The sequence below is a fragment of the Vibrio azureus genome (genome assembly GCF_002849855.1).
Classification (GTDB): domain Bacteria; phylum Pseudomonadota; class Gammaproteobacteria; order Enterobacterales; family Vibrionaceae; genus Vibrio; species Vibrio azureus.
Map to the genome: position 1 here is coordinate 160173 of NZ_CP018616.1, position 24601 is coordinate 184773.

Consider the following 24601-nt stretch of genomic DNA (forward strand, 5'->3'; position numbering starts at 1 on the left):
GAACCCAATCGGAGAGAGATACTGTTAAGCTTGTACTAATCTCGTGTTGGATTCAATAAAAAGCCCCTCAAGAAAGGGGCTAATTTTCACTTTTGATAATAACTCGAATGGGCTGAGTGAAATCTTCAGTCTAACCGAGGCCCTGCAGCGACCAGTGATTGGCCTTCTGCGTTGTCAGTGTACTTATCAAAGTTGTTGATGAAGCGCTCTGCCAAGTCTTTCGCTTTGCTTTCCCATTGTAGTGGGTCAACGTAGGTATCACGTGGGTCAAGGATATTTGGATCCACACCTGGAAGTGAAGTTGGCACTTCAAGATTAAAGATTGGAATGTGTTTGGTGCTTGCTTCTTCAATGGAACCATCAAGAATTGCATCAATGATACCGCGTGTATCTTGAATAGAGATGCGTTTGCCGCTGCCGTTCCAACCTGTATTGACTAGGTAAGCTTCTGCACCTGCCGCTTCCATACGTTTCACCAGTACTTCGGCGTACTTTGTGGGGTGTAGCGTCAGGAAGGCGGCGCCAAAACAGGCAGAGAAGGTCGGTGTTGGCTCGGTAATGCCGCGCTCTGTTCCTGCTAACTTAGCCGTAAAACCTGATAGGAAGTGGTACTTGGTTTGCTCCGGCGTCAGCTTAGACACAGGAGGAAGTACGCCAAATGCATCTGCTGATAGGAAGATCACTTTGTTAGCATGACCGCCTTTCGAGACTGGCTTAACGATGTTTTCGATGTGGTTAAGTGGGTAAGACACACGTGTGTTTTCTGTTTTAGAGCCATCATCAAAATCGATAGAGCCATCGCTAAGAACCGTGACGTTTTCTAGCAGTGCATCGCGACGGATTGCGTTGTAGATATCAGGTTCTGCTTCTTTAGAAAGCTTGATGGTTTTAGCGTAACAGCCGCCTTCAAAATTGAATACGCCGTCGTCGTCCCAACCATGCTCATCATCACCAATCAAAGCACGTTTAGGATCGGTAGATAAGGTTGTTTTACCCGTGCCAGACAGACCGAAGAAGATCGCGACATCGCCTTCTTGACCCATATTCGCACTACAGTGCATCGAGGCAATGTCTTGAAGTGGCAGGAAGTAGTTCATCATTGCGAACATGCCTTTTTTCATTTCACCGCCGTACCAAGTACCACCGATGAGCTGCATGCGCTCGGTTAGGTTAAATACAGTAAAGTTTTCTGAATTTAAACCTTGCTCTTGCCACTTATCATTGGTGCACTTTGCTCCGTTCATGACAACAAAATCAGGCTCAAACGTCGCCAACTCTTCTTCAGTTGGGCGGATGAACATGTTTTTCACGAAATGTGCTTGCCAAGCGACTTCCGTAATCACACGGATACTCAAGCGGCTGTCTGGGTTAGCACCACAGTAGCCGTCAATGACAAACAGTCGTTTGCCTGATAATTGGTTTGTTACCAGGGTTTTTAGCTCTTGCCATACGTTTTGATCGATAGGTTTGTTATCGTTTTTTACGCTATCAGATGTCCACCACATGTGCTCTTGGGTTGTGGCATCTTTGACGATGTATTTATCTTTTGGTGAGCGGCCGGTAAATATCCCAGTATCCACGGCGACAGCGCCAAGTTCTGTGACGATACCACGTTCATAACCTTCAAGCTCAGGACGTGTCTCTTCTTCAAATAGCATCTCGTAGCTTGGGTTACGAATAACCTCTTTGACGTTATGCAGTCCATGTTGGGTTAAATCGATTGTTGCAGCCTTTGTATGTTCCATAACGGTCATAGGTGCTCCTTAATTAGGATTTTGTAGGGATTTTATAATGTTTTTTAATTTTTTTCTGCTCACCATGCTAGCAACGAAATAAGCAAAAAACAGGGATGTTGCTCAAAACATAACCTTGTTTATAGTATGTCTTTTAAAGATCGTCACGTCTGGTATGAATAGTTTATCGTGGGCGCAAACCTTTGCGCTAGGTAAAATTGATTATTAATTTTCTAAAATTAAGTGGTTGTTTTATTACGTTCTGAGAGAGTAATAAGAGGAGGATGTCACAAAAAGTGCCAGTATGATCTGGCACTTTGAAAGGTAAATTACAGGCTTTTTAATTTAAAATAATTAATGCACTGTCTTATCGTCTGGTGTGGCTTGATTATACAGTGCTGTGACTTCTGCTTCATCGAATTGATAGGTTGTGCCGCAGTAATCACAGTGCAGAGAGATGGAGCCCTCTTCAGCAATAATCTCATAGACTTCGGTTTTATCCACTGTGATGATCGCTGCACCACTTCGCTCACGTGAGCAGCCACAGTGGAATTCAACAGGTTGCGGATCGTACAAACGTACCGTATCTTGGTTGTAGAGACGGTAAAGCAGTTCATTTGCTGGCAAGCTAAACAACTCTTCGCTTTTCACGGTATCAGTAAGCTGCTCTAGATGTTCAAAATCTTCAGGTGCGCCGGTACCATCTGGCATAATCTGGATCATCATGCCTGCGGCGTGTGGTTTGCCTTGATATTCACCAGTACGAATCCACAGTCGAGTCTTTAATTGTTCAGAGTTAGCGAAGTAGCCTTCAATTACCTCTGCAAGAGTGTCTCCCTCTAAGCCAACAACCCCTTGGTAGCGTTCACCTTTTTTAGGTTCAATGGTGATCACAAGGTAACCTTTACCCATCATCTCATGTAAGGTTGCGTTATCCGCAATGTCACCTTCCCAACGAGCAACACCACGAATCTTTTGATCATGGTCACCGTTGATGACCGCTAAAGAAACAGGACCATCACCTTGCAGTTGGATAGTAATCGAGCCTTCAAACTTTAGCGTTGCCGTTAAGAGTGTGGTGGAAACGAGCAGTTCACCGAGTAATTTTTGTAAAGCAGCCGGATACTCTTTACTGGAGATAATGCGTTGGTATGCTTCATCCAGCTGTACTAACTCACCACGTACAGAAAGATCTTCGAATAGGTAGCGGTTTAAAACGTTATTTGCCATTGAGTGCTTTCCTCGTTAGTCATTCCGGCGATTATTGATGTTTGAATCGAATGATGTCTCTGCGTTGTTTTTTATCTGGACGACGTTCAGGACTTGGGTTGTGAGCATTGAGCTTACGTTGGGCCGCGTGCTCTTCTCGGAGCTTGATACTCGACTCTGTTTCGCGATACAGAGTTTGAGCAATCGGTGCTCCACGACGTTGATCTGAAATGATTTCGATGATCACCGTTTTTTCTTCATTACCTTGGCGCAGGCGAATTTCTGCACCGAGCTCAACGATTTTACTCGGTTTGCTTCGCTGACCATTATAGTGGACTTTACCCCCATCAACCATATTACGAGCAATGGAGCGGGTTTTATAGAATCTGGCAGCCCATAGCCATTTATCTAGCCTTACGGCACAATTTATGGAACTCATAGGATTTTACGTTATCTAATTTGCGCCCGATATGAGAGCAAAAGTGACTGATTTTACTTTAGGTGGTGCTGAAAGGTTTTTTTTCAAGGGGGGTAACAAAAACAGCACAAGAAAAGGGCTCTGATATAAATTTGTGATATAGTTCACTGCTCTTTGTAGAAAGAGACTTTTCTTACAACTTTATCGCAATTATAACGACATAAAGTGGATAATACTTACTTATAATTAAGTTAAAGCTGAGTGATATATGAATAAGGGAACGGATTAAGTGAAGCGCTTAGAGCTGAAGGCAGGATTATCAAGCAGCCCTCTACTGACTCAAATCAAGTCCAATCACCATGTGATTCAAAGCAAGGTGAGTGGTGCTTTGGCTGGCCTTTTCATTGCCGTTGCTGGCTGGTCATTGGGTAGCCTCGTCTGGTTAGTGGTGCCGCAAAGTTCGGATATTACACCATGGCAGCCACAAGCTACTGCAGCATCGGTCGGCGGTGATAAAGATTCGATTGATTTTAAATCTCTGCAACAGGCTAATCTCTTTGGCCAATACTCAGAGAAAAAGCCTGTCGTGGTTGAGCAACCTGTGGTCAAAGATGCGCCAAAAACACGTTTAAATTTAACCTTGGTCGGCGCGGTAGCAAGCAGTAACTTGGAAGTCAGTCTAGCGGTGATAGCCAATCGTGGCAAACAAGCGACCTATGGTATTGGTGAACAAATTGACGGTACGCGTGCTGAGTTGAAAGCCGTGTTGGTCGATCGCGTTATTATCGAAAACCAGGGTAGAGATGAAACGCTTATGCTGGAAGGCTTAGAGTACAAAAAGCTTTCTGAAACGCCACAACAACATCATTCACCAAAAAGACAAATCAATAGCTCGGTAGCAAGTGAAAAGATCGAGCAAATCAGAGCAGAGTTGGCTCAAGACGGTTCAAATGTTTTTAAATACATTACGATTTCTCCGGTAATGCAAGAAGGTGGCCTAGCGGGTTATCGAGTATCACCAGGGCGAGATGCAGCGTTGTTTAATGCTGTTGGCTTAAAGCCGGGTGATATCGCGATTGAGCTTAATGGTATTGACTTGCGTGACTCATCATCAGCCAAGCAACTGGGGCCAATCATGCAGGATCCGCAAGAATTAAATTTAACTGTTGAACGAGATGGTCAACAGTACGACATTAACATCCAATTATAATACTTAGGCAAACTGCGTAAGTTCAGGGAGACATACGTGAAACATTGGTTTAGTAAAAGTACTTGGTTATTGGCAGGTACTCTTATCTGTACGCCAGGAGCGATGGCAAACGACTTCAGTGCAAGTTTTAAGGGCACTGATATTCAAGAATTCATTAATATTGTTGGTCGTAACTTAGAAAAGACCATCATCGTTGATCCGTCGGTTCGCGGCAAAATTGATGTACGCAGTTATGACGTGTTAAACGAAAAACAATATTACAGCTTTTTCCTCAATGTGTTGGAAGTGTATGGCTATGCTGTCGTAGAAATGGAAGACGGCATTTTAAAAGTCATTAAATCTAAAGATGCTAAGACCTCTGCTATTCCAGTCGTGAGTACCAATGCAGAACCGGGTGATAGCGTGATCACTCGCGTTGTTGCAGTGCGTAACGTCTCTGTTCGTGAGCTTTCTCCCTTGCTGAGACAATTGATTGATAACGCCGGTGCCGGTAACGTGGTGCATTACGACCCTGCCAACATTATTTTGATCACCGGGCGTGCTGCTGTGGTTAATCGTTTGGCAGAAATCATTAAGCGTGTCGACCAAGCGGGTAACAAAGACGTTGAGCTGATCGAGCTACGCAATGCCTCTGCTGCTGAAATGGTGCGTATTGTTGAAGCGTTAAATAAATCTAATAACCAGAAAAGTACTCCCGCTTTTCTTGAACCTAAAATTGTTGCCGATGACCGTACCAACTCGATTTTAATTTCGGGTGACCCAAAAGTACGTGAACGCTTAAAGCGTCTGATTCGTCAATTGGATGTTGAGATGGCAACGAAAGGTAATAACCGAGTGGTTTACCTTAAATATGCCAAGGCGGAAGATTTAGTCGATGTCTTGAAAGGCGTCTCAGACAATCTGCAAGCTGAGAAGCAAGCAGGCCAAAAAGGGGCCAGCAAAGCCAAGCGTGGTGAGGTCGTGATCGCTGCTCATGAAGCCACGAACTCTTTAGTATTGACTGCGCCACCTGACATTATGCTTGCGTTGCAAGATGTGATTGCTCAGCTTGATATTCGCCGTGCTCAAGTATTGATTGAAGCTTTGATTGTTGAAATGGCGGAAGGCGATGGCATCAACCTTGGTGTTCAGTGGGGCAACTTGGAGAATGGCGCTGTGGTTCAATATAATAATGCTGGGGCGTCAATTGGCAATGTGATGATTGGTCTTGAGGAAGCAAAAGACACCACAAGAACAGAGAGTACTTATGACCCTGATAATGATAAGGCTGACGCAAGTGGTTACGTGGAGCGTAAGTTCACTGAATCCGGTGACTGGACAACCCTAGCTAACGCACTAAGCGGAGTGAATGGTGCTGCGATGAGTATCGTGATGGGAGATTGGACATCGCTTATTACTGCCGTATCTACAGACACCAATGCGAATATACTTTCTGCTCCAAACATTACTGTCATGGATAACAGCGAAGCGTCCTTTATAGTGGGTGAAGAAGTCCCGGTTGTTACTGGTTCAACATCAGGCTCTAACAATGATAACCCATTCCAAACGGTTGACCGTAAGGAAGTTGGGGTGAAACTTAAAGTGACCCCTCAGATTAACGAGGGTGACTCTGTACAACTTAAAATTGAGCAGGAAGTCTCCAAAGTACTTGGCCCTAATGGCGCAGTGGACGTGCGTTTTGCTAAGCGCCAAGTGAATACTGAGGTGATTGTTCAAGATGGTCAAATGTTAGTGCTTGGCGGTATTGTTGAAGAAGAGGCGTCAGAAAGCGAGTCAAAAGTTCCACTACTTGGTGATATCCCTATCCTTGGTCATTTGTTTAAGTCGACGACGTCTCAAACCACTAAGAAAAACTTAATGGTGTTTATCAAGCCGACCATTATTCGCAATGGCATGAGCGCAGATGGCATCACCCAGCGTAAATATAACTTTATCCGTGCAGAGCAATTGTACAAGTCTCAGCAAGGTTTGAAGTTAATGGATGATGCTAAAATCCCTGTGTTGCCTGAATTTGGTAAAGAAGAAAACCACCCAGTAGAGATTCAGGCTTTCCTTGATCAAATGGACAAAGGCAATGGCTGATATGCAAGACATGGCTCTGAGTGTACGTCGTTTACCATTCAGTTTTGCCAATCGCTTTAAATTAGTACTGGAAAGCGAACACCCTGAGCGTCCCCCTGTTCTCTATTATGTGGAGCCGCTTGATCCAGCGGCTCTGGTTGAAGTTCGACGGGTGCTTAAACAGAGTTTTGTTCCACAAGTTATTGAGCAAGAGGCCTTTGATAAAAAGTTGACTGAGGCCTATCAACGTGACTCTTCTGAAGCGCGTCAGCTGATGGAAGATATTGGTGCCGATAGTGAAGACTTTTTCTCGCTTGCGGAAGAATTGCCTCAAAATGAAGACTTACTTGAGTCGGAAGATGATGCGCCAATTATTAAGTTGATCAACGCCATGCTTGGTGAAGCGATCAAAGAAGGGGCCTCTGATATCCATATTGAAACCTTTGAAAAAACACTCTCAATTCGCTTCCGAGTGGATGGTGTCTTGCGTGAAGTTTTGACGCCTAGCCGTAAGTTGGCACCGTTGCTAGTTTCGCGCGTCAAGGTCATGGCGAAACTCGATATCGCAGAAAAACGTGTGCCTCAGGATGGTCGTATCTCACTACGTATTGGTGGTCGAGCGGTTGATGTCCGTGTGTCTACGATGCCATCGTCACATGGCGAGCGCGTAGTAATGCGTCTACTCGATAAAAATGCGACCCGCCTTGATCTGCACAGCTTGGGGATGACGCCATCTGTGCATGACAACTTTGGCCGCTTGATTCAACGTCCACATGGCATCATCTTGGTCACAGGTCCAACGGGTTCTGGTAAATCGACAACTTTATATGCTGGCTTGCAAGAGATAAACAGCAATGAGCGCAATATCTTAACGGTTGAAGATCCAATAGAATTTGACATTGATGGTATCGGGCAGACCCAAGTAAACCCTAAAGTTGATATGACGTTCGCCCGTGGTCTGCGTGCTATTTTGCGTCAGGATCCTGATGTGGTCATGGTCGGTGAGATACGTGACTTAGAAACAGCTCAAATTGCGGTTCAAGCATCTTTGACCGGTCACTTGGTCATGTCAACATTACACACCAACACCGCAGTCGGTGCGATCACACGTTTACGTGATATGGGGATCGAGCCGTTTTTGATTTCTTCTTCTTTGCTTGGTGTCTTGGCACAGCGTCTAGTGCGTACTCTATGTTCAGAGTGTAAAGAGCCTTACGAAGCCGATAAAGAGCAAAAGAAACTATTTGGTTTAGAAGATAATGAGCCTCTGGTTCTTCATCGTGCGGGTGGCTGTGAAACATGTAACCACAAAGGTTATCGTGGTCGAACGGGTATCCATGAGTTGCTGATGGTGAATGAGAAAATTCAAGAACTGATTCACAGTGAAGTCGGTGAGCAAGAAATTGAGAAAGCTGTACGAGAACACTCACCAAATATTCGAAGTGATGGTTTGAGTAAGGTGCGTCTTGGTGTCACCACTTTGGAAGAAGTAATGCGAGTCACTAAGGAAGCATAATGGCAGCATTTGAGTACAAAGCGCTCGACGCAACAGGGAAAAAAAAGAAAGGTACGATTGAAGGCGATAATGCTCGACAAGTGCGCCAGCGTTTGAAAGAGCAAGGTCTGACACCGGTTGAAGTGGTTGAAGTCAAAGCGAAAGCGGCTAAATCATCGACTTCTACAGGTTTCAAGCGAGGCCTTAAAACCTCAGAACTGGCCTTGATTACTCGTCAGCTTTCGACTCTTGTTCAATCGGGTATGCCACTTGAAGAGTGTTTAAAAGCCGTATCGGAACAGGCTGAAAAACCACGTATACGCACCATGATGGCAGCGGTTCGCTCTAAAGTGACCGAGGGTTACCCTCTTGCAGAAAGCTTAGGTGATTACCCTCATGTGTTTGATGAGCTCTATCTCTCGATGGTGTCCGCCGGGGAAAAATCAGGTCATTTAGATGCCATCTTGGAACGCTTGGCGGATTACGTTGAGAACCGCCAAAAAATGCGCTCTAAGTTGCAACAAGCTCTGATTTACCCTGTTGTACTCGTGGTCTTTTCGATCGGTATTGTGGCCCTATTGCTGTCTTCGGTCGTGCCTAAGATGATTGAGCCTATTTTGCAAATGGGTCAAGAGTTGCCTCAATTGACCCAAATACTGCTGGCCGCCAGTGACTTTGTCCAAGAGTGGGGGTTACTGATTTTTAGTGTCGTAGTGGTGGGGTTGTATGGCCTCAAGTTGGCACTGCAAAAGCCCGACTTTCGTTTAGCTTGGGATAGAAAACTGCTCAGTCTGCCCATCATTGGCAAAATATCAAAAGGTCTTAACACCGCAAGATTTGCTCGCACTTTATCGATTTGTACCTCGAGTGCCATTCCTATTCTAGAAGGCATGAAAGTGGCGGTAGATGTTATGTCGAACCGCTTCGTCAAACAGCAAGTATTAGCAGCAGCGGATAACGTACGTGAAGGGGCGAGCTTACGTAAAGCTCTTGAGCAAACACGCCTCTTCCCGCCTATGATGCTGCATATGATTTCGAGTGGTGAGCAAAGTGGTGAGCTTGAAAGTATGCTTACGCGTGCTGCGGACAACCAAGATCAAAGCTTCGAATCTACTGTCAATATTGCCTTGGGTGTTTTTACGCCGCTATTGATCGCGATCATGGCTGGTTTGGTGTTGTTTATTGTCCTTGCCACCTTAATGCCAATGCTTGAAATGAATAATTTAATCAGTGGGTAACGCTGCTTGTCGTCACTTAGATGATTCAGTAAACAACCTACTTAAATCTAACTTTGGAGAAAATAATGAAACTAAATCGCGCTAAGCAGCAAGGTTTTACCTTGTTAGAAGTCATGGTGGTGATCGTCATCATCGGTATCTTGGCCAGTGTTGTGGTTCCTAACCTATTAGGGAACAAAGACAAAGCAGACAAACAAAAAGTAATCACTGACATCGTTGCACTAGAAAATGCATTAGATATGTACAAGCTGGACAACAGCGTTTACCCAACTACTGACCAAGGTCTTGAAGCGCTGGTTACTATGCCATCAAACCCAGAGCCACGTAATTACCGCGATGGTGGTTACATCAAGCGCCTACCAAAAGACCCTTGGGGCTATGAATATCAATACCTAAGCCCAGGTGATAACGGTCAGGTTGATATCTTTTCTTTAGGTGCAGATGGTCAGGAAGGCGGTGAAGGCTCGCAAGCTGATATCGGCAACTGGAACATGCAAGACGTTAAATAATTTAGAGTGAATAACCAGTACCAATGAGATACATGAATAAACAACACGGTTTTACCCTGATAGAAATTTTATTGGTGCTGGTTTTGTTGTCGCTAACCGCAGTTGCGGTTATTGCGACGTTGCCTTCAAGCAAAAATGACTTATCAAAAAAGTATGCACAGAGCCTTTTCCAACGAATACAACTCATGAATGAAGAAGCGGTATTGGCTGGAAAAGATTTTGGCCTTCGAGTGAATGAGCAAAAGTCTCAATATGCTTTGTTGAGTTTGGATCAAGAGGGTTGGCAGCCTTTAGAGCTCAAGCAGATCCCAAGTGAAACAAAACTGGAAGATGGCCTATCACTTCAATTGGAACTCGGCGGTGGCGCTTGGCAAGAGGATGAGCGGTTATTTGAGCCCAGTAGCCTATTTGAAGAAGATAGATTTGCTGAGGAAGATAACCAGAAGAAACAGGTTAAGCCCCCGCAAGTTTTTATTTTATCAAGTTCAGAGATTACGCCGTTCACCTTGTCCTTTTATCCCAGTGATGGCGATGCGTTTAACGATGGCTGGCGTGTGATCGGTAAAGACACGGGTGAGATCATCCTAATCGCACCGGGAGAAGAAGTAGAAGAGGATGACAATGCGGTATTCTGATTTAAGTTCTCGGACGACTGCGAGCAGAAAAGCCCGAGGGATGACCTTACTTGAAGTGTTGGTCGCGCTAGCCGTATTTGCGACAGCGGCAATCAGTGTGATTCGTTCGGTGAGCCAGCATATTACGACAGTGAATTACCTTGAAGATAAAATGTTTGCCGCGATGGTCGTGGACAATCAAATGGCCAATGTCATGCTTTCATCTGAAAAACTGAAAGCGAAAAAAGGCACGGAAGAGTTAGCGGGGCGAATTTGGTATTGGCAAGTAAAGCCTGTTGCAACCACGCAGCCTTTACTTAAGGCATTTGATGTGAGCGTTTCTACACAAGAACAAGCCAGCCCTATTGTTACGGTGAGAAGTTATGTTAAGCAGTAAATCTCAGCGATTAAAAACGCCTTTTTCTTCTGGTCCACAAGGTTTTACCCTGATTGAAGTGCTGGTCTCCATCGCTATCTTTGCCACCATGAGTATGGCGGCGTATCAAGTGGTTTCTCAGGTACAGAGAAGCAACCAGGTTTCACTAGAAAAAACTCAGCGATTAAATGAGCTGCAACGTGCTTTGATCATGATGGATAACGATTTTCGTCAGATGGCGACAAGGTCGATGCGTACCAATGGTGAAAAGCCAGCAGAAAAATTGCTGTTTTGGTCTGAGAACCTGCTCAATTCAGACACTAAAGGCATCATGTTTGCGCGAACAGGTTGGCATAATCCTCAGCAACAGTTTCCTCGTGGTGAAGTCACCAAAGTGGGTTACCGCATAAAAGGGGAGTCTCTGCAGCGAGTATGGTGGCGTTACCCAGATACACCTGCTGGCCAGACACCTGTTGTGACGCCATTACTTTCTCAAGTCGATGAATGGGACATACGCTTCTATGACGGCAGTTCATGGAAAGAAACTTGGGATGAGAAAGGAGCGCTTCCTTCAGCGATAAAAATGGTGATCACATTGCAAGATTACGGCGAAATTTCTCGAACGTACTTGACTTCGGGTGGCAAGCTGACAGCGAGTGAAAAACCTGATCGTAACGGCGATGGGGGTTTCGGTGGCAGCGGTGGCTCTCAAGGTGATGATCCTCAAGGCGACGACTCTCGAAACAATGACTCCCGCAATCAAGGTGCTCAAAATGATAATGCAACGGAGGGCAATGATGGTTAAACGTCAGCGTGGTGTTGCCCTTATCGTTATTCTGATGCTCTTGGCGATCATGACCACAATTGCAGCCAGCATGACTGAAAGACTCTTTTTGCACTTTCAACGTGGTTCTAATCAGATCAATTATCAGCAAGCTTACTGGTATAGTTTAGGTGTCGAGGAATTAGCAAAGCTCGGAATAGAGCAGAGTTATAAAGACAGCGAAACCATCAACCTCAGTCAGGCATGGGCAATTAAAGAGCAGGTCTACCCACTTGATTATGGTCAAGCGAAAGGAAGAGTGGTTGATAAGCAGGCGTGTTTTAATCTTAATGTCTTGGCAACAGTGCCTCCTGCAACAGGACAAACGAGCCGTCCATATTTAGTTAAAGTCTTCCAAAGTTTAATGGAAGAAGTTGAGGTTGAACCTTATCAGGCCGAAGTAGTAGCAGATTCGACTTGGGAATACCTTGATCAAGATGATGTGGTTCGAACCATGGCAGGGGTAGAAGACAGCACCTATGAAGCCATGAAACCGGCTTATTTAGCTGCTAATGGTTGGTTGTCGGATATCAGTGAACTGCGTTCAGTGTACCAAGTCAGTGGGGATATTTATCAAAAAGTATCGCCAATGCTGTGTGCCTTGCCTACCGATGAATGGCAACTCAATGTCAATACCCTTGAAGTCGAGCAAGCTCCGATTCTAGTGGCGCTCTTTGCCCCTTATCTTGATAACAGTAACGCGGCTCAATTGATTGAAAAACGTTCGTTTGATGGCTGGAATAGCGTTGAAGACTTTTTAGCTGAGTCAGAATTTGCTGGCTTAAATGATGAGATAAAAAAGAAAGCGAGAGGCTACTTAGCAGTCGACAGTGCCTTTTTTGAGTTAGATGCACAGGTATTAGTGGGTGAATCGCGGGTGCGTATTCGTAGCCTTTTACAAAGTACAGATAGAGATACGGTGAACGTGGTTCGCCGTCGTTTTGGAGGTATCAGTGAGCGAGTTTCTGACCGTTCGGCTGAGTAGCGAACAACAAAGTACCATTCCATGGTTGGTATGGTCGACACAGCAGCAGGAAGTGATTGCCAGTGGTGAGGTTGCCGGCTGGGAACATCTTGATGAACTGGTGTCTTACGCTGATCAGCGACAAATCATAGTATTATTATCCGGCAGTGATTGTGTGCTCACAGAGGTGGCCATCCCACCTGGTGCAGCACGTCAGTTTGAAGGCATGTTGCCTTTTTTGGTCGAAGATGAAGTTGCACAAGATGTTGAAAGTCTTCATTTCACCGTATTAGGTAAGCAAAGTGATAAAGCACAAATATGTGCTGTCGAAAGTGCTTGGGTTGAAACTATTTTACAACGCTTTGCCAGTCAAGATTTAAGTATAAAACGCATGCTCCCGGATGTGTTAGCTTTGCCGACGCAAGATGGCAGTAGCAGTGCGGTTTTATTAGGAGATCAATGGCTGATGCGTCATTCAACGACCCAAGGTGTGGTGGTTGATGCGGCTTGGTTAGATCTGTATCTATCCGCTTATATACAGCAGGATAATCAGGACTTGAAACTGGAGTGTCATAGCTCACTGCCAGACTCATCGTTATTAAGCCACTGGGTTGCCAAGCCGGAAGAGATGGCGATGGCTTTACTTGCCCAAGGTGCGATAGAAAGTAATATTAATTTACTCACAGGGGCCTTTAAACCGAAATCGTCTTGGGGCAAGCACCTGAAGGTATGGAAGAAAACAGCGATTGCAGCCAGTGTCGTGTTAGCACTCTCCATCGTTCAACATGTGTTGATGATCTATAAATATGACGCACAAGCCCAGGCCTACCGAGATGAAAGTCTGAGAATCATCAAGCAGATCTTTCCTGATAAAACAAAGTTCCGAGGCGAATACTCTCTTAGACGTCAATTAAAAGCAGAAGTAGATAACCTCTCAGGAGGCGCAGGAAGTGCAGGGATGTTACCTTGGTTGGCAGCGTTACCTAAGACATTAGGTCAGGTTCAAGATATACAAATCACCAATTTTAAGTACGATGGCAAAAAAGGCGAAGTTCGCATTCAAGCACGCAGCTCAGATTTTCAGCCATTCGAACAAGCACGTGTCAAGCTCGAAGAGCAGTTTAATGTCAGCCAAGGCCAGTCGAATCGTAACAATGATGCGGTGATTGGTAGCTTTGTCTTGACACAAAAGTGAGGTGAGAATGAAAAAAGTAATCACACAACTTCAAGCATGGTGGAGTGACATTTCCTTACGTGAGCAACGCATGGTTATTGTCGCTGGAGTGGTGTTTGGTATAGGTATTCTCTATTGGGGCATATATCAACCGATGAATCAGCGCGCGATGGAAGCTCAAAAAAGTATTCAATCTGAGCAGCAGTTTCTCAACTTTGTGCAGAAAAAAGCCGATGAGATTACGGCTTTACGCAAGAGCGGTGGCGTAAGCTTTTCTGGTCAATCACTGAACCAAGTGGTTTCCTCGTCTGCTCGCCGCTATAAAATTGAATTAATTCGTGTACAGCCACGTGATGAAAGTGTACAGGTATGGATCAAACCGTTGGCGTTTAATCAATTGGTGGATTGGCTCCGTTACCTTAGAGAACAGCAAGGTATCGATACGGAGTTTCTTGATATCGATCGTACAGAACAAGCGGGTATGGTAGATGTAAATCGCCTGCAATTTAAGCGAGGTTAAGGTGAAGAAAACCATTGTTTATGTAGTCATTTTTGTCACCTTCTTTTTTGCAAGCCTGATTGCTGGCTTGCCAATATCTTGGGTGCTAGCACAGGTTCCTACACCACCAGGTTTAGAGATCACTAATCCACAGGGAACCTTGTGGAAAGGTCGTGCTGCGAATGTGCAATGGCAGCAACAGAATTTAGGCAAACTCAACTGGGATTTTCAGTGGTCAAGTTTACTGATGGGTAAGGCTGAGTTTGACGTTGGATTTGGGCGTGGTAGCGACTTAAACTTCAAAGGCCAAGGCTTTGTCGGTTATGGTTTATTGGATGGCCCCTATGCTGAGAAGCTTGAGGTGTCCATGCCAGTCGATAAAGCGCTACAGCAAGCACAACTTCCTTTACCAGTAGGTGCCAGTGGCCGTTTGACGCTAAAGGTGAATCAAGCCACTTACGCCGCGCCATGGTGCAAATCAGGTGATGCGACATTGACTCTGACTCAAGCCAGAGTGCAGAGTCCAGTAGGGGAACTGCAATTGGATGAAGCAACTGCGAACCTAAGCTGTGAAAATAGCCTTCTTAAGGCATCAGGGAGCCAAAATAGCAGCCAAGTGTCTGCGGAGTTCTCTGGCGAGCTAACCCCAGAGCAAGCTTATTCGGCGACAGCTTGGTTTAAGCCTGGTGCAGAGTTCCCACAAAGCATGAATGAGCAGCTGAAATGGCTCGGCGACCCTAATCCTAAAGGGCGTTATGAATTTGACTATCAAGGTCGATTTTAGTTGCTGCTGATGCAGTGACGAAGCGCTGCAATAAAAAAGAGCCATATCATTATGGCTCTTTTTTCTACCCCTACCTCTTCTACTTCTTTTTCTGCCTAAGTGCCTCAATTTTAGAAGCCCGTTCAGGTTTTTGTTAAGGTTAGTCTTTATCCAACAGAATCTCATTCCAAGGTAAATCGACATCTCCTAATACAATAAAGTTAGGGTTTTCTAATGTTTCTCGCTCGTTGTAGGAAAGTGGTTGTAATTGGGTACTGAGAATACGTCCACCGGCTTCTTCGACAATACATTGAGTCGCGGCTGTATCCCATTCACCCGTCGGGCCAAGGCGTAAGTAGCAATCCACCGCACCTTCTGCGACTAAACACGCTTTGAGCGCTGCTGAGCCAAGCGGGATCAAATCATAATTCCATGCTGGGCTCATACGAGTCGTGATGCGATTGATATCTTGGCGACGACTGATGGCTATCGCAATATTCTGCCCCACGTGCTCATGTTTGTGGGTGTGGATTTTGACACTCTCTGCCAAATCTGGAATTTTCCACGCTCCTTTCCCTTTGTAAGCGTAATAAGTCACACCAGAAACGGGGGCGTACACCACACCCATTGTTGGGATGTTGTTATCGATTAGGGCGATAATAGTGGCGAAATCACCACTTCGAGCAATAAACTCTTGGGTACCATCAAGAGGGTCCACTAACCAGTAGCGCCCCCATTGAGAACGTTGCTCCAAGCTAATATCTGCGGCTTCTTCTGAAAGGACTGGGATGTCTGGTGTGAGTTCACTCAAGCGTTTTACGATCAACTTATGAGCAGCGATATCAGCGCTCGTGACGGGAGTGTCATCGCTTTTGGTGTAAGCTTGATACTGCTTATTTTGATAAATATCTAAAATGAGCTGACCAGCACTCCGCGCAATTTCAATGACTTGTGGTAGAAGGTGGGATACATCTTTGTTTGTGGGCATACGTTATCCTCTCTCACAATATGGCGAGCAATTATTATTATTTGTTTTGATTGGGAGTGATGTTTGGTCGGTGTTGTAAGGCCAGTAATAAAGCTGTGATACTTCTGGCTTCACGGAAATCTAAGTGGCTTAACAGGTCTTCAGCTTGAGCAAGTGGCCAGCGGACGATCTCCAATGGCTCTGGTTCGTCCCCTTGTTGCTGTTCTGGGTATAAATCTTGGCCAAGAAAGAGCGTCATCTTACTCGAAAAATGTGAGGGGGCGATGATCACTTGCTTAAGAGGCGTTAGGCTGCGAGCACCAAAACCAATTTCTTCTTTGAGTTCTCGATTTGCGGCTTGCTGTGGAGTCTCGCCTGGGTCGATAAGGCCTTTCGGGAAGCCTAACTCATAGCACTCTGTGCCTGCTGCGTATTCGCGTATTAAGAGTAAGTCACCTTGTTCAGTCACCGGAACGACCATTACTGCGTCGCGTCCACTTGGTTTCATTCGTTCATAGGTGCGTTGTTCACCATTAGAGAAGCACAGGTCGAGCGACTCGACTCGAAACAGCTTGGATTGAGCAACCGTCTGACAAGAAAGTATCTTTGGTGGCGTCCTTTTCGACATCTGTTAGCTCCTAGAAATCGTTCACAAAGGTTGATGGCATGATAATAATGCAGCGAAGAACGCAGGGAGAACAAACAAAACAGGAGGCCAGTGCCTCCCATTTTTAATGTCACTGTGACCAGTCGCTAATTTCACCGTTTGGTGAGCGCATTGATTAGTAGTAAGAATGGTCGCCGCGATCATGCTCTGTTGCATCACGAACAGCAGTAAGCTCGCCAACAAACTGATTAAGTAGCTCTTTTTCAATGCCTTCTTTAAGAGTAACATCAACCATCGAACAGCCATTACATCCACCACCAAAGGCGACAATAGCGACGCCATCTTCGGTGATCTCAACCAAGTTGACATGACCGCCATGGCTAGCGAGTTGTGGGTTAACTTGAGTTTGAATAGCGTATTCAACGCGTTCCAAAAGAGGGGCATCATCAGCTACTTTACGCATTTTGGCGTTTGGAGCCTTAAGCGTCAGTTGAGAGCCCATCTTGTCAGTAACGAAGTCAATTTCCGCTTCATCTAAGAATGGTAAACTCAGCTCATCAACAAAAGCAGAGAAGCCTTGGAAAGAAAGCTCGGTATCCGTGCTTTCTACTGCTTCTGGTGGGCAGTATGATACACCACACTCTGCATTTTGAGTGCCTGGGTTAACGACAAAAATACGGATGTTTGTCCCCTCAGGCTGTTGACCTAAAAGGTTAGCGAAATGCGTTTGGGCTGTTTCTGTAATAGTAATGTTTGACACGACAAGTACCTGAGTGAATTTGTAGGTTATTACGGCTATTTTACTCCTGTTCGCTCTGTGGTCTAGTCTTTTTGCCGTTATCTCCTTCGGCAGAGAACTAAAGTGAGCGAGGGTCAGGAGTTCTACAGATGCAATAAATATCGATGCTTTCCACGCCAACTTCAAGTAATAAATTGGATAATTGTCGCACCGTACTCCCGGTAGTGACGACATCATCGACAATGGCAACGTGTGTCGCAGGGAGTTTGCGAGGCAAAATGAAGGCCTGATGGAGATTATTTTGCCGATTGTCTTTGTTACTCCCTCGTTGTGGAGGTGAGTTTTTGACGCGGCGAAATACCCTTGTCCCCAGTTTGACCTGCAAATGCTTGGCTAAATGTTGTGCGAGTAGATGGCTTTGGTTAAAACCACGAGTTAAGTAGCGCTGCCAGTGCAACGGAACATAAGTGATCAGCGGAGCTGGCTGTTCAATTCGCTCAGCCAGCAGTTGTGTGAGTGCGTTTACTTGCCACATTTCACCGTGGTCTTTGAAACGTTGAATGTGTCCGGATAATGGAAAATCGTAGTCTCCTAATGTATAGAGGCGTTGCCAAGGAGGAGGCTCAGCTAGGCATTGACCACATTGTTCGCTATATTCTGCATCATAAGGGCTGAGTGCCAAGCCACAGCGTGAGCATCGTTTGACAACGGTGAGATAATTGATGCAGTGTTGGCACCAGTTGAGTGGATTTGATGGTTGTGAAGTATGCAGAGGAAAGTGGCACAATCCACATTGGCTGCTTAGCATGCGAGACATGATGTTTTGCCACTGATGAAATACCATGCCGTTCATTCCTTAAAAGTCGTTAACAAACCCTAGGTTAGCGTGTGTTAAACAGGGTTTTGAAGCATATAAGTCGGAGGTTATGCGAGCGTGAGCACGAATTTATACTGGCAAACACTGGGTCAAGGGCCTGATTTGGTTTTGTTACATGGATGGGGCATGAATGGTGCAGTATGGCAGCAGACTGTGGAATCACTAAAGCAGGACTTCACCGTGCATATTGTCGATTTACCTGGTTATGGTCATAGTGCGCAGTACCATGCAGCAGATCTTGCCCAAATTGCAGAAATGCTCTTAGTCCAAGCGCCAGAGCAAGCCGTTTGGTTGGGCTGGTCATTAGGAGGATTGATTGCTACATACATTGCTGAGCAAGCGCCTGAGCGCGTGAGTAAACTGATCACCGTAGCGAGTTCGCCTAAATTCTCTGCGGATTCTTCTTGGCGAGGTATTCAGCCTCAGATATTGAGTGCTTTCACGGAGCAACTACTCGAAGACTTCTCTCTCACAATTGAACGCTTTATGGCGTTACAAGCGATGGGAAGCCCTTCTGCACGTCAGGATGTCAAACAACTGAAACAGGCCATTTTGTCGCGACCACAACCTAATCCAGACTCATTATTGGTTGGCTTGAATATTCTGGCCGATGTCGATCTACGTGAAGTGTTGAGCAAGCTTTCTATGCCTGTGTTACGTCTTTATGGTCGATTAGATGGACTGGTGCCGATCAAGGTAGCAAGTGCTCTGAACACACAATTACCTCATACACAGCAATTTATTTTCAGTCGCTCTTCTCATGCTCCATTTATGACTGAACAGAATGAGTTTTGTGAGCAAATCCGTCAGTTTGCAGGGTAGAGTCCTTTCAATGGCTAGAGCTGAAATGATTAAAAGCTAAAGCTGATTAAAAATTGGTCGATATAACTTCTGACTGCTCTTTTCCCAAATGGGAAAGGGTGAGTTGGGCGATGATTGGGAGGGTTCGCAATGGTTGTATCACCGGCCAATGTCAGTGTGCCACTGATCGCCCCATCGGTAAATGTGCAGAGTGAACAAGCGGCTCGTGATAATAAAGCCCGAGAACCGGTCACTCCAACGGTGGCTTTGTCGCAAGTCAACGCAGAGCGCAAAGTGAATAGCGATGAGAAGCGGCGGCGTCAATCTCGTTGGGATCCGTCACAGCATCCCGACTATGAAATGGAACAAGACGTTGAAGCCTCTGAGCATCAAGAACCTGAAGACCCTTTAGCGCGTCTTTTTGGTTTACTTGCGCTTACATCGTACAGTGAAGAGCAAGGCAAGGGGTACACGATACGCTTTCGTTTACCTAAGCGCATTTTAGAGGCTGCGGTCAAACAAGGATTAATGGAAAAACGCAGAAAAGTGATCAAATTTCATTATGGTCATTCGGTTGCGCCTCATACGCCGTCAGAAGTGATTGCGGTGTTATGACGGTTTACGATCCTATGCAAACAAAACGCTCCAATCCGTTAGTGGGTTGGAGCGTTTTTTTATCTACTGATTATCCGTTTTCTTATGGGCAGTCGATATGATGTGTATTGAGTTTTTACTTCTTTGCTTTAGCAAAAGCTGCCGCAAATGCACCGCCCATCGCACTGTTGGATGATGAGTCATCGCGACGAGGTTGGCGTTGACGCGGTTGTTGAGGTGCAGAGCTACGTGGTGTGGATGAACGTTGGCTACGGTTATCCTGGCCGGGCTCATCGCTTAAGCGCATGGATAAAGCAATACGTTTACGCTGTACATCGACTTCCATCACTTTGACTTTGACAATGTCACCAGCTTTTACCACCTCACGCGGATCGGAAACAAAGCGATCGGTCAGAGCGGAAATATGCACCAAACCATCTTGGTGAACACCAATATCAACGAATGCACCAAAATTCGCAACGTTGGAGACAACCCCTTCTAAAACCATTCCTGGTTCCAAATCTGCGACCGAATTGACGCCCTCAGCAAAGGTTGCGGTTTTGAACTCCGGACGCGGGTCACGACCTGGTTTGTCCAATTCTTTAATGATATCGCTGACGGTTGGTACACCAAAATGCTCATTGGTGTAATCAACGGCATGCAGATTGTTTAGAAAACTTGAGTCGCCGATTAACGCTTTAATGTCTTTACTGTTTTTCTCTGCAATGGCTTTCACCACAGGGTATGCTTCTGGGTGAACCGCAGAGGCATCCAATGGATTTTTGCCGTCCATAATACGCAGGAAACCTGCACATTGTTCGAAGGCTTTTGGCCCTAAGCGAGGGACTTTTTTCAGAGCAGTCCGGGCATCAAAACGGCCATTCTCGTCACGGAAAGTAACGATATTTTGGGCGATGGTGGTCGACAGTCCGGCAACGCGAGTGAGTAAAGCCGCAGAAGCCGTATTCACATCGACACCGACTGCGTTTACACAATCTTCAACGATCGCATCAAGACGTTTTGCGAGCATAGACTGACTGACATCGTGTTGGTATTGACCCACTCCGATCGATTTCGGGTCAATTTTTACTAATTCTGCCAGAGGATCTTGTAAGCGGCGAGCAATCGAAACCGCACCACGCAGAGAAACATCCATATTCGGAAATTCTTTTGCTGCTAGCTCAGAAGCCGAGTAAACCGACGCGCCAGCTTCACTTACGATGATCTTTTGTACTTTCAAGCCACCACGCTTGATGACGTCTGCAACAAAGCTGTCGGTTTCGCGTGAGGCGGTACCATTACCGATCGCGATTAAATCAACATTATATTTGCGCACCAACTGGTCAACGATTTGCATCGACTTGTCGTATTGCTTCTGTGGTGGGTGAGGGTAGATGGTCTCAGTCGTCAGGACTTTACCTGTTGCATCGACGATCGCAATTTTTGACCCCGTTCTCAAGCCCGGATCGAGGCCTAAGGTGGCACGTGGTCCTGCAGGCGCTGCCATTAATAGATCTTTGAGATTGGTGGCAAACACTTCTATGGCTTCGACTTCTGCGCGTTCTTTCATCGCGCCCATGAGTTCGGTTTCCATATGCATTGATACTTTAATGCGCCATGCCCAGCTAATGACCTGTTTGCGCCATGTATCAGCAGGAGCGCTACTCAGGGTCACGCCATAATGATCGGCGATAAGGGTTTCACAATAAGACTGACGAACGCCTTCTTCTTGAGCAGGGTCGGCGTCCATGGCCAAAGTCAGGAAGCCTTCGTTACGGCCACGTAGCATGGCGAGCGCGCGGTGAGAAGGAACCTTACTCAAAGGTTCGTTATGATTGAAGTAATCTTTAAACTTCTCCCCTTGCTGTTCTTTGCCTTCCACGACTTGGGCACACATTTCAGCATTTCGATTGAGATAAGTACGAATCTTTTCAAGCAAGTCAGCATCTTCGGCAATGCGCTCCATGATGATCGCGCGTGCACCATCAAGAGCCGCCTTAGTGTCAGCTACCCCTTTTTCAGAGTCAATGTATTGATTTGCTTCGCCTTCTGGATCGGTTTGAGGGTGGTTCCAGAGCTGGTCGGCCAGTGGTTCGAGCCCGGCCTCGATCGCAATTTGACCTTTGGTGCGACGTTTAGGTTTATAAGGCAGATATAAATCTTCTAAGCGTGTTTTACTGTCTGCTTGAGTGATTGCTTGTTCCAATTCAGGTGTGAGTTTGCCTTGTTCCTGAATCGACTTAAGAATCGCTTGGCGACGCTCATCCATTTCACGTAGATAAGAAAGTCGGCTGTCTAAGCTACGGAGCTGAGTATCGTCCAAGCCTCCAGTAACCTCTTTACGATAACGAGCAATAAATGGGACTGTGTTACCGTCATCGATCAATGTAACAGCGGCGGTAACTTGCTCGGGGCGAACGTTCAGCTCGTGAGCAATCATGCGACAGATAGCTTGGCTCATCCGTGTATTCTCTTTCAATTTATGTAGGTATTGGTATGGTACAGAACATGGGGGTACATAGCAGCATTTACAATGTTTTATACCCAAGCATCTTGAGGTCACTTAGGTATATACCTCAAGATGCCATATTCAGCGAGACGACCTTTAACGAGACGAGCTGAGTGCTCGGGCACGGCAACGATTCGAAAAGGTCGTTGTTCTATATTATCAATCGTTGATCAAGTCTGTAAGCAAAGCGTGTTGCTTTGAACTTACAGCACGCAACATCACTCTAAGTATTTTATTCCCCAAGTGACCTCGCTCTTAAGCAAGCACCTTGAAGTCATTTGGGGATAAATAAGAGTAATAATGGAAAATACTCCGGTAAGAATTTACCCTTTGCTAATGGACAGCAGACAAAGCATGTCAAAAATGTAACTGAATTAATGGCTTAGTTTTTCGTTTACTGAGTTACTGTGAATCTTTCAACTTGTTCTTAGCCTCTATGGGAAAACAGATGAAGAAAATGTCTTTAATATTGGCCCTCTCTGGTGCCTTACTTGCACAGCCAAATGCTTGGTCGCAATCGCTTTCTGCGACGACGCAAAACCCGGTGTATCAACTCGATGATAAAATGGTGTTAGGCCGCATGGAGAACGTCTACTATTCTGAGGTTCCTGAGCTTGAGCAAGTCCCGTTTACGGGGAAGATTGATACTGGCGCGGACAGTTCGTCCATGCATGCAGAGCAAATCCATGTCTACAGCACGCACCCAGACTTTAAACATCTTAAAGATAATGAGCTGATGTGGGCTGTTGTGCATGATCTCAATGGCACTAAGATCGCGCGCGATCATCAAAAAATTAAGCCTTATCAGCTCAAAGTCAGTTTTACGCTGCGCCACCCTTATACGGGAAAGAACGTCACAATTACCGATGACTTAGAGCGTATCAGTGCCATTCGTAATCGTTCAGAAAAACAACCCATTTTGCGTCCTACTATTACCATGCCAATGAGTATTGCAGGACATACGGTCGATATGGTGGTGAATTTGACAGAGCGTTCCCAATTTTCCAGTCCAATTTTAATCGGTAAAAGTTACCTAGATAATCATGCTTGGGTTTTTGCTGGCTATGACTATCTTCAAGCTCAGCCAGATGCTCAGATGATTGGTAAAAAAGAAACGGTCAATATTGCTGGTGTGACCTATCGAGTCAGTATTTCAGACACTAATCACTATACCAGTGTGCATGCTTTGGATATTAAAGTGGATGAGAAGTCTCAGCAGGTTTCTTTTACTCTTGAAGGGGAAAATGGCAAGCGACATCAAATGGAACTTCCATTGGTTCGAATGCTGAAAACCAGTCATGGCGAACGTCCTTTGGTTTATTTACCCGTACAGATTAATCAAGGCCAGACGCAGCAGTGGTTGGTCTACTTGCGTGACCGCAGCGGTTACCCTTCGCAAGTGAGACTAGGTAAGGATGTTTTAAACCAATTCTTTGTTGTCGACACCGAGAAGGAAAACTTACTCGGTGGGGTGAAAAAGCCCTTCAAAGAAGCCATGAAATCCAAGCCATTGATTATTTCTCCGCAAGAAAACATCAACCTTGATGGCCATCAGTTGCCCGCTTATCCGACTTTTGCGGTTAAAACGCCTTTGCTACGAGTGGACGGTTTTGAGTTGACCGAGCATGACAAACAAGAACAAGTGACTTTTTACTTACCAACAGAAGAAGGGAAAGAAGAAAAGATCACGAAGCCCGTGTTGAAAAAGCTTAAGGTTGGTAAGACGATTCGTCCGGTGGTCGAAGGTGAGATAACACTGGGAAGTAAAAGGAAAACACTCAACTTTGCGATTGATGTGTTGAAAAAAGAGGACAAAGGAAAACCTTATTTTACTTTTGGTCATGAAATCAGTCGCGGAGGCGTGTTATTAAATACCCGTGCTGATCATTTGTTGGATGCTAAACCTTTATTTCGAGCTGGCCATATTGAAGTTGCAGAAGTCGAAGGACTCTCTTTTCCGGTGAAACTTGATACTGGTGCGGATGTGAGTTCAATCAATGCACAGAATATCAAGCTTTTCAAACAACAAGGCCAAGAGATGGTCAGCTTTACTTATGAAAATGATCATGGGGTGAAAAAGGAATTTGTTAAACCTGTGGTGGATACCATGCGAATTACGGCGAAAACCGGGGAACAAGCCAGTGTTCGACCTGTGGTAGAAATGCACGTGAAGTTGGGTGAATTAGAGAAAAAGATTCGAGTCAACTTACAAGATCGCAGTCGTTTTCATTACAGTATGATTTTAGGTAAAAACTTTTTAAAGCACGGGGCGTTAGTCGCCAGTGAAGCCGAGTATCTGCTTACGCCAAAGCCTGACTACGAAAAGTAACCTGAATCAGCCCAAGTGATGCCAAAAAGCGGATTAATAGCAAGGTTACTTGGGCAAATCATCAACCTGACAGATAAATTTGGATTATTGCA

Annotated in this window: 23 protein-coding genes; 15 read left to right on the forward strand and 8 right to left on the reverse strand. The window is 45.5% G+C overall.

Going from position 1 to position 24601, the window contains the following annotated elements:
• Window positions 1-125: 125 nt before the first annotated feature.
• From pckA to hslR, 3 genes are all read right to left on the reverse strand, one after another.
• Complete coding sequence (pckA, locus tag BS333_RS00770; protein ID WP_021709419.1) at window positions 126-1754, reverse strand: phosphoenolpyruvate carboxykinase (ATP); 1629 nt, start codon at window positions 1752-1754, stop codon at window positions 126-128.
• Window positions 1755-2087: 333 nt separating this feature from the next.
• Window positions 2088-2963 (reverse strand): Hsp33 family molecular chaperone HslO, encoded by an 876-nt coding sequence (gene hslO / locus BS333_RS00775; RefSeq protein WP_021709420.1) that lies wholly within the window; start codon window positions 2961-2963, stop codon window positions 2088-2090.
• A gap of 31 nt (window positions 2964-2994) precedes the next feature.
• A complete protein-coding gene (gene hslR, locus BS333_RS00780) occupies window positions 2995-3381 on the reverse strand; it encodes a ribosome-associated heat shock protein Hsp15 (protein WP_021709421.1) in 387 nt (128 codons plus the stop codon).
• 268 nt (window positions 3382-3649) lie between these two features.
• Here hslR and gspC point away from each other — a divergent pair, with 268 nt between their 5' ends.
• The 12 genes from gspC (at window position 3650) to BS333_RS00840 (ending at window position 15107) form a co-directional block, all read left to right on the forward strand.
• Complete coding sequence (gene gspC, locus BS333_RS00785) at window positions 3650-4570, forward strand: type II secretion system protein GspC (protein WP_021709422.1); 921 nt, start codon at window positions 3650-3652, stop codon at window positions 4568-4570.
• A 36-nt stretch (window positions 4571-4606) separates the two neighbouring features.
• Window positions 4607-6652 (forward strand): type II secretion system secretin GspD, encoded by a 2046-nt coding sequence (gene gspD / locus BS333_RS00790; protein WP_021709423.1) that lies wholly within the window; start codon window positions 4607-4609, stop codon window positions 6650-6652.
• The gene (gene gspE / locus BS333_RS00795) at window positions 6645-8147 is read left to right on the forward strand and encodes a type II secretion system ATPase GspE (protein ID WP_033003640.1); all 1503 of its coding nucleotides are present in this window, start codon (window positions 6645-6647) and stop codon (window positions 8145-8147) included. Before gspD ends, gspE begins: the two co-directional genes overlap by 8 nt.
• Entirely contained in the window at window positions 8147-9364 is a 1218-nt protein-coding gene (gene gspF / locus BS333_RS00800) for a type II secretion system inner membrane protein GspF (RefSeq protein WP_021709425.1), read from the forward strand. The genes gspE and gspF overlap by 1 nt, the downstream gene beginning before the upstream one ends.
• Window positions 9365-9429: 65 nt before the next feature.
• A complete protein-coding gene (gene gspG, locus BS333_RS00805) occupies window positions 9430-9873 on the forward strand; it encodes a type II secretion system major pseudopilin GspG (RefSeq protein ID WP_021709426.1) in 444 nt (147 codons plus the stop codon).
• Between the two features lie 32 nt (window positions 9874-9905).
• Window positions 9906-10508 carry a type II secretion system minor pseudopilin GspH gene (gene gspH / locus BS333_RS00810; RefSeq protein WP_021709427.1) on the forward strand — a complete coding sequence of 201 codons (603 nt, stop codon included), beginning with the start codon at window positions 9906-9908 and terminating at the stop codon, window positions 10506-10508.
• The gene (gene gspI, locus BS333_RS00815) at window positions 10489-10884 is read left to right on the forward strand and encodes a type II secretion system minor pseudopilin GspI (protein WP_021709428.1); all 396 of its coding nucleotides are present in this window, start codon (window positions 10489-10491) and stop codon (window positions 10882-10884) included. The genes gspH and gspI overlap by 20 nt, the downstream gene beginning before the upstream one ends.
• On the forward strand, window positions 10871-11668 hold the full coding sequence (gspJ, locus tag BS333_RS00820) for a type II secretion system minor pseudopilin GspJ (RefSeq protein ID WP_021709429.1): 798 nt from the start codon (window positions 10871-10873) through the stop codon (window positions 11666-11668). Before gspI ends, gspJ begins: the two co-directional genes overlap by 14 nt.
• Window positions 11661-12671 carry a type II secretion system minor pseudopilin GspK gene (gene gspK, locus BS333_RS00825; protein ID WP_021709430.1) on the forward strand — a complete coding sequence of 337 codons (1011 nt, stop codon included), beginning with the start codon at window positions 11661-11663 and terminating at the stop codon, window positions 12669-12671. Before gspJ ends, gspK begins: the two co-directional genes overlap by 8 nt.
• A complete protein-coding gene (gspL, locus tag BS333_RS00830) occupies window positions 12640-13845 on the forward strand; it encodes a type II secretion system protein GspL (protein ID WP_021709431.1) in 1206 nt (401 codons plus the stop codon). The genes gspK and gspL overlap by 32 nt, the downstream gene beginning before the upstream one ends.
• Before the next feature lie 7 nt (window positions 13846-13852).
• Window positions 13853-14344, forward strand: coding sequence for a type II secretion system protein M (locus BS333_RS00835; RefSeq protein ID WP_021709432.1), 492 nt, complete (start codon window positions 13853-13855; stop codon window positions 14342-14344).
• A 1-nt stretch (window position 14345) separates the two neighbouring features.
• Entirely contained in the window at window positions 14346-15107 is a 762-nt protein-coding gene (locus BS333_RS00840; RefSeq protein WP_021709433.1) for a type II secretion system protein N, read from the forward strand.
• Between the two features lie 139 nt (window positions 15108-15246).
• On the opposite strand, the gene cysQ is transcribed toward BS333_RS00840, so the two are convergent.
• The 4 genes from cysQ to BS333_RS00860 all read right to left on the reverse strand — a co-directional run bounded on the left by cysQ (window position 15247) and on the right by BS333_RS00860 (window position 18243).
• Window positions 15247-16074, reverse strand: coding sequence for a 3'(2'),5'-bisphosphate nucleotidase CysQ (cysQ, locus tag BS333_RS00845; RefSeq protein WP_021709434.1), 828 nt, complete (start codon window positions 16072-16074; stop codon window positions 15247-15249).
• A 37-nt stretch (window positions 16075-16111) separates the two neighbouring features.
• Window positions 16112-16681 carry an ADP compounds hydrolase NudE gene (nudE, locus tag BS333_RS00850; protein ID WP_021709435.1) on the reverse strand — a complete coding sequence of 190 codons (570 nt, stop codon included), beginning with the start codon at window positions 16679-16681 and terminating at the stop codon, window positions 16112-16114.
• Between the two features lie 154 nt (window positions 16682-16835).
• Entirely contained in the window at window positions 16836-17420 is a 585-nt protein-coding gene (gene nfuA, locus BS333_RS00855; protein WP_021709436.1) for a Fe-S biogenesis protein NfuA, read from the reverse strand.
• A gap of 97 nt (window positions 17421-17517) precedes the next feature.
• Window positions 17518-18243, reverse strand: coding sequence for a ComF family protein (locus tag BS333_RS00860; RefSeq protein WP_021709437.1), 726 nt, complete (start codon window positions 18241-18243; stop codon window positions 17518-17520).
• 90 nt (window positions 18244-18333) lie between these two features.
• Between BS333_RS00860 and bioH the strand changes: the two genes are divergently transcribed.
• Window positions 18334-19098, forward strand: coding sequence for a pimeloyl-ACP methyl ester esterase BioH (gene bioH / locus BS333_RS00865; RefSeq protein ID WP_021709438.1), 765 nt, complete (start codon window positions 18334-18336; stop codon window positions 19096-19098).
• 129 nt (window positions 19099-19227) lie between these two features.
• Window positions 19228-19692, forward strand: coding sequence for a hypothetical protein (locus BS333_RS00870; protein ID WP_021709439.1), 465 nt, complete (start codon window positions 19228-19230; stop codon window positions 19690-19692).
• 115 nt (window positions 19693-19807) lie between these two features.
• Here the strand turns inward: BS333_RS00870 and BS333_RS00875 are convergent, their stop codons facing one another.
• Window positions 19808-22132, reverse strand: coding sequence for a Tex family protein (locus tag BS333_RS00875; RefSeq protein ID WP_021709440.1), 2325 nt, complete (start codon window positions 22130-22132; stop codon window positions 19808-19810).
• 496 nt (window positions 22133-22628) lie between these two features.
• On the opposite strand from BS333_RS00875, the gene BS333_RS00880 reads away from it, so the two are divergent.
• The gene (locus tag BS333_RS00880; RefSeq protein WP_021709441.1) at window positions 22629-24509 is read left to right on the forward strand and encodes a putative ATP-dependent zinc protease; all 1881 of its coding nucleotides are present in this window, start codon (window positions 22629-22631) and stop codon (window positions 24507-24509) included.
• Window positions 24510-24601: the final 92 nt, after the last annotated feature.

Bases quoted from the DNA above. Each gene is read 5' to 3' on its own strand.
- BS333_RS00880 (WP_021709441.1), top strand. From the start codon at position 22,629: ATGAAGAAAATGTCTTTAATATTGGCCCTCTCTGGTGCCTTACTTGCA.
- gspG (WP_021709426.1), top strand. From the start codon at position 9,430: ATGAAACTAAATCGCGCTAAGCAGCAAGGTTTTACCTTGTTAGAAGTC.
- gspJ (WP_021709429.1), top strand. From the start codon at position 10,871: ATGTTAAGCAGTAAATCTCAGCGATTAAAAACGCCTTTTTCTTCTGGT.
- gspE (WP_033003640.1), top strand. From the start codon at position 6,645: ATGGCTGATATGCAAGACATGGCTCTGAGTGTACGTCGTTTACCATTC.
- hslO (WP_021709420.1), bottom strand. From the start codon at position 2,963: ATGGCAAATAACGTTTTAAACCGCTACCTATTCGAAGATCTTTCTGTA.
- gspF (WP_021709425.1), top strand. From the start codon at position 8,147: ATGGCAGCATTTGAGTACAAAGCGCTCGACGCAACAGGGAAAAAAAAG.
- gspH (WP_021709427.1), top strand. From the start codon at position 9,906: ATGAATAAACAACACGGTTTTACCCTGATAGAAATTTTATTGGTGCTG.
- gspI (WP_021709428.1), top strand. From the start codon at position 10,489: ATGACAATGCGGTATTCTGATTTAAGTTCTCGGACGACTGCGAGCAGA.
- BS333_RS00870 (WP_021709439.1), top strand. From the start codon at position 19,228: ATGGTTGTATCACCGGCCAATGTCAGTGTGCCACTGATCGCCCCATCG.
- hslR (WP_021709421.1), bottom strand. From the start codon at position 3,381: ATGAGTTCCATAAATTGTGCCGTAAGGCTAGATAAATGGCTATGGGCT.
- cysQ (WP_021709434.1), bottom strand. From the start codon at position 16,074: ATGCCCACAAACAAAGATGTATCCCACCTTCTACCACAAGTCATTGAA.
- nudE (WP_021709435.1), bottom strand. From the start codon at position 16,681: ATGTCGAAAAGGACGCCACCAAAGATACTTTCTTGTCAGACGGTTGCT.
- BS333_RS00835 (WP_021709432.1), top strand. From the start codon at position 13,853: ATGAAAAAAGTAATCACACAACTTCAAGCATGGTGGAGTGACATTTCC.
- gspK (WP_021709430.1), top strand. From the start codon at position 11,661: ATGGTTAAACGTCAGCGTGGTGTTGCCCTTATCGTTATTCTGATGCTC.
- BS333_RS00860 (WP_021709437.1), bottom strand. From the start codon at position 18,243: ATGGTATTTCATCAGTGGCAAAACATCATGTCTCGCATGCTAAGCAGC.
- BS333_RS00875 (WP_021709440.1), bottom strand. From the start codon at position 22,132: ATGAGCCAAGCTATCTGTCGCATGATTGCTCACGAGCTGAACGTTCGC.
- pckA (WP_021709419.1), bottom strand. From the start codon at position 1,754: ATGACCGTTATGGAACATACAAAGGCTGCAACAATCGATTTAACCCAA.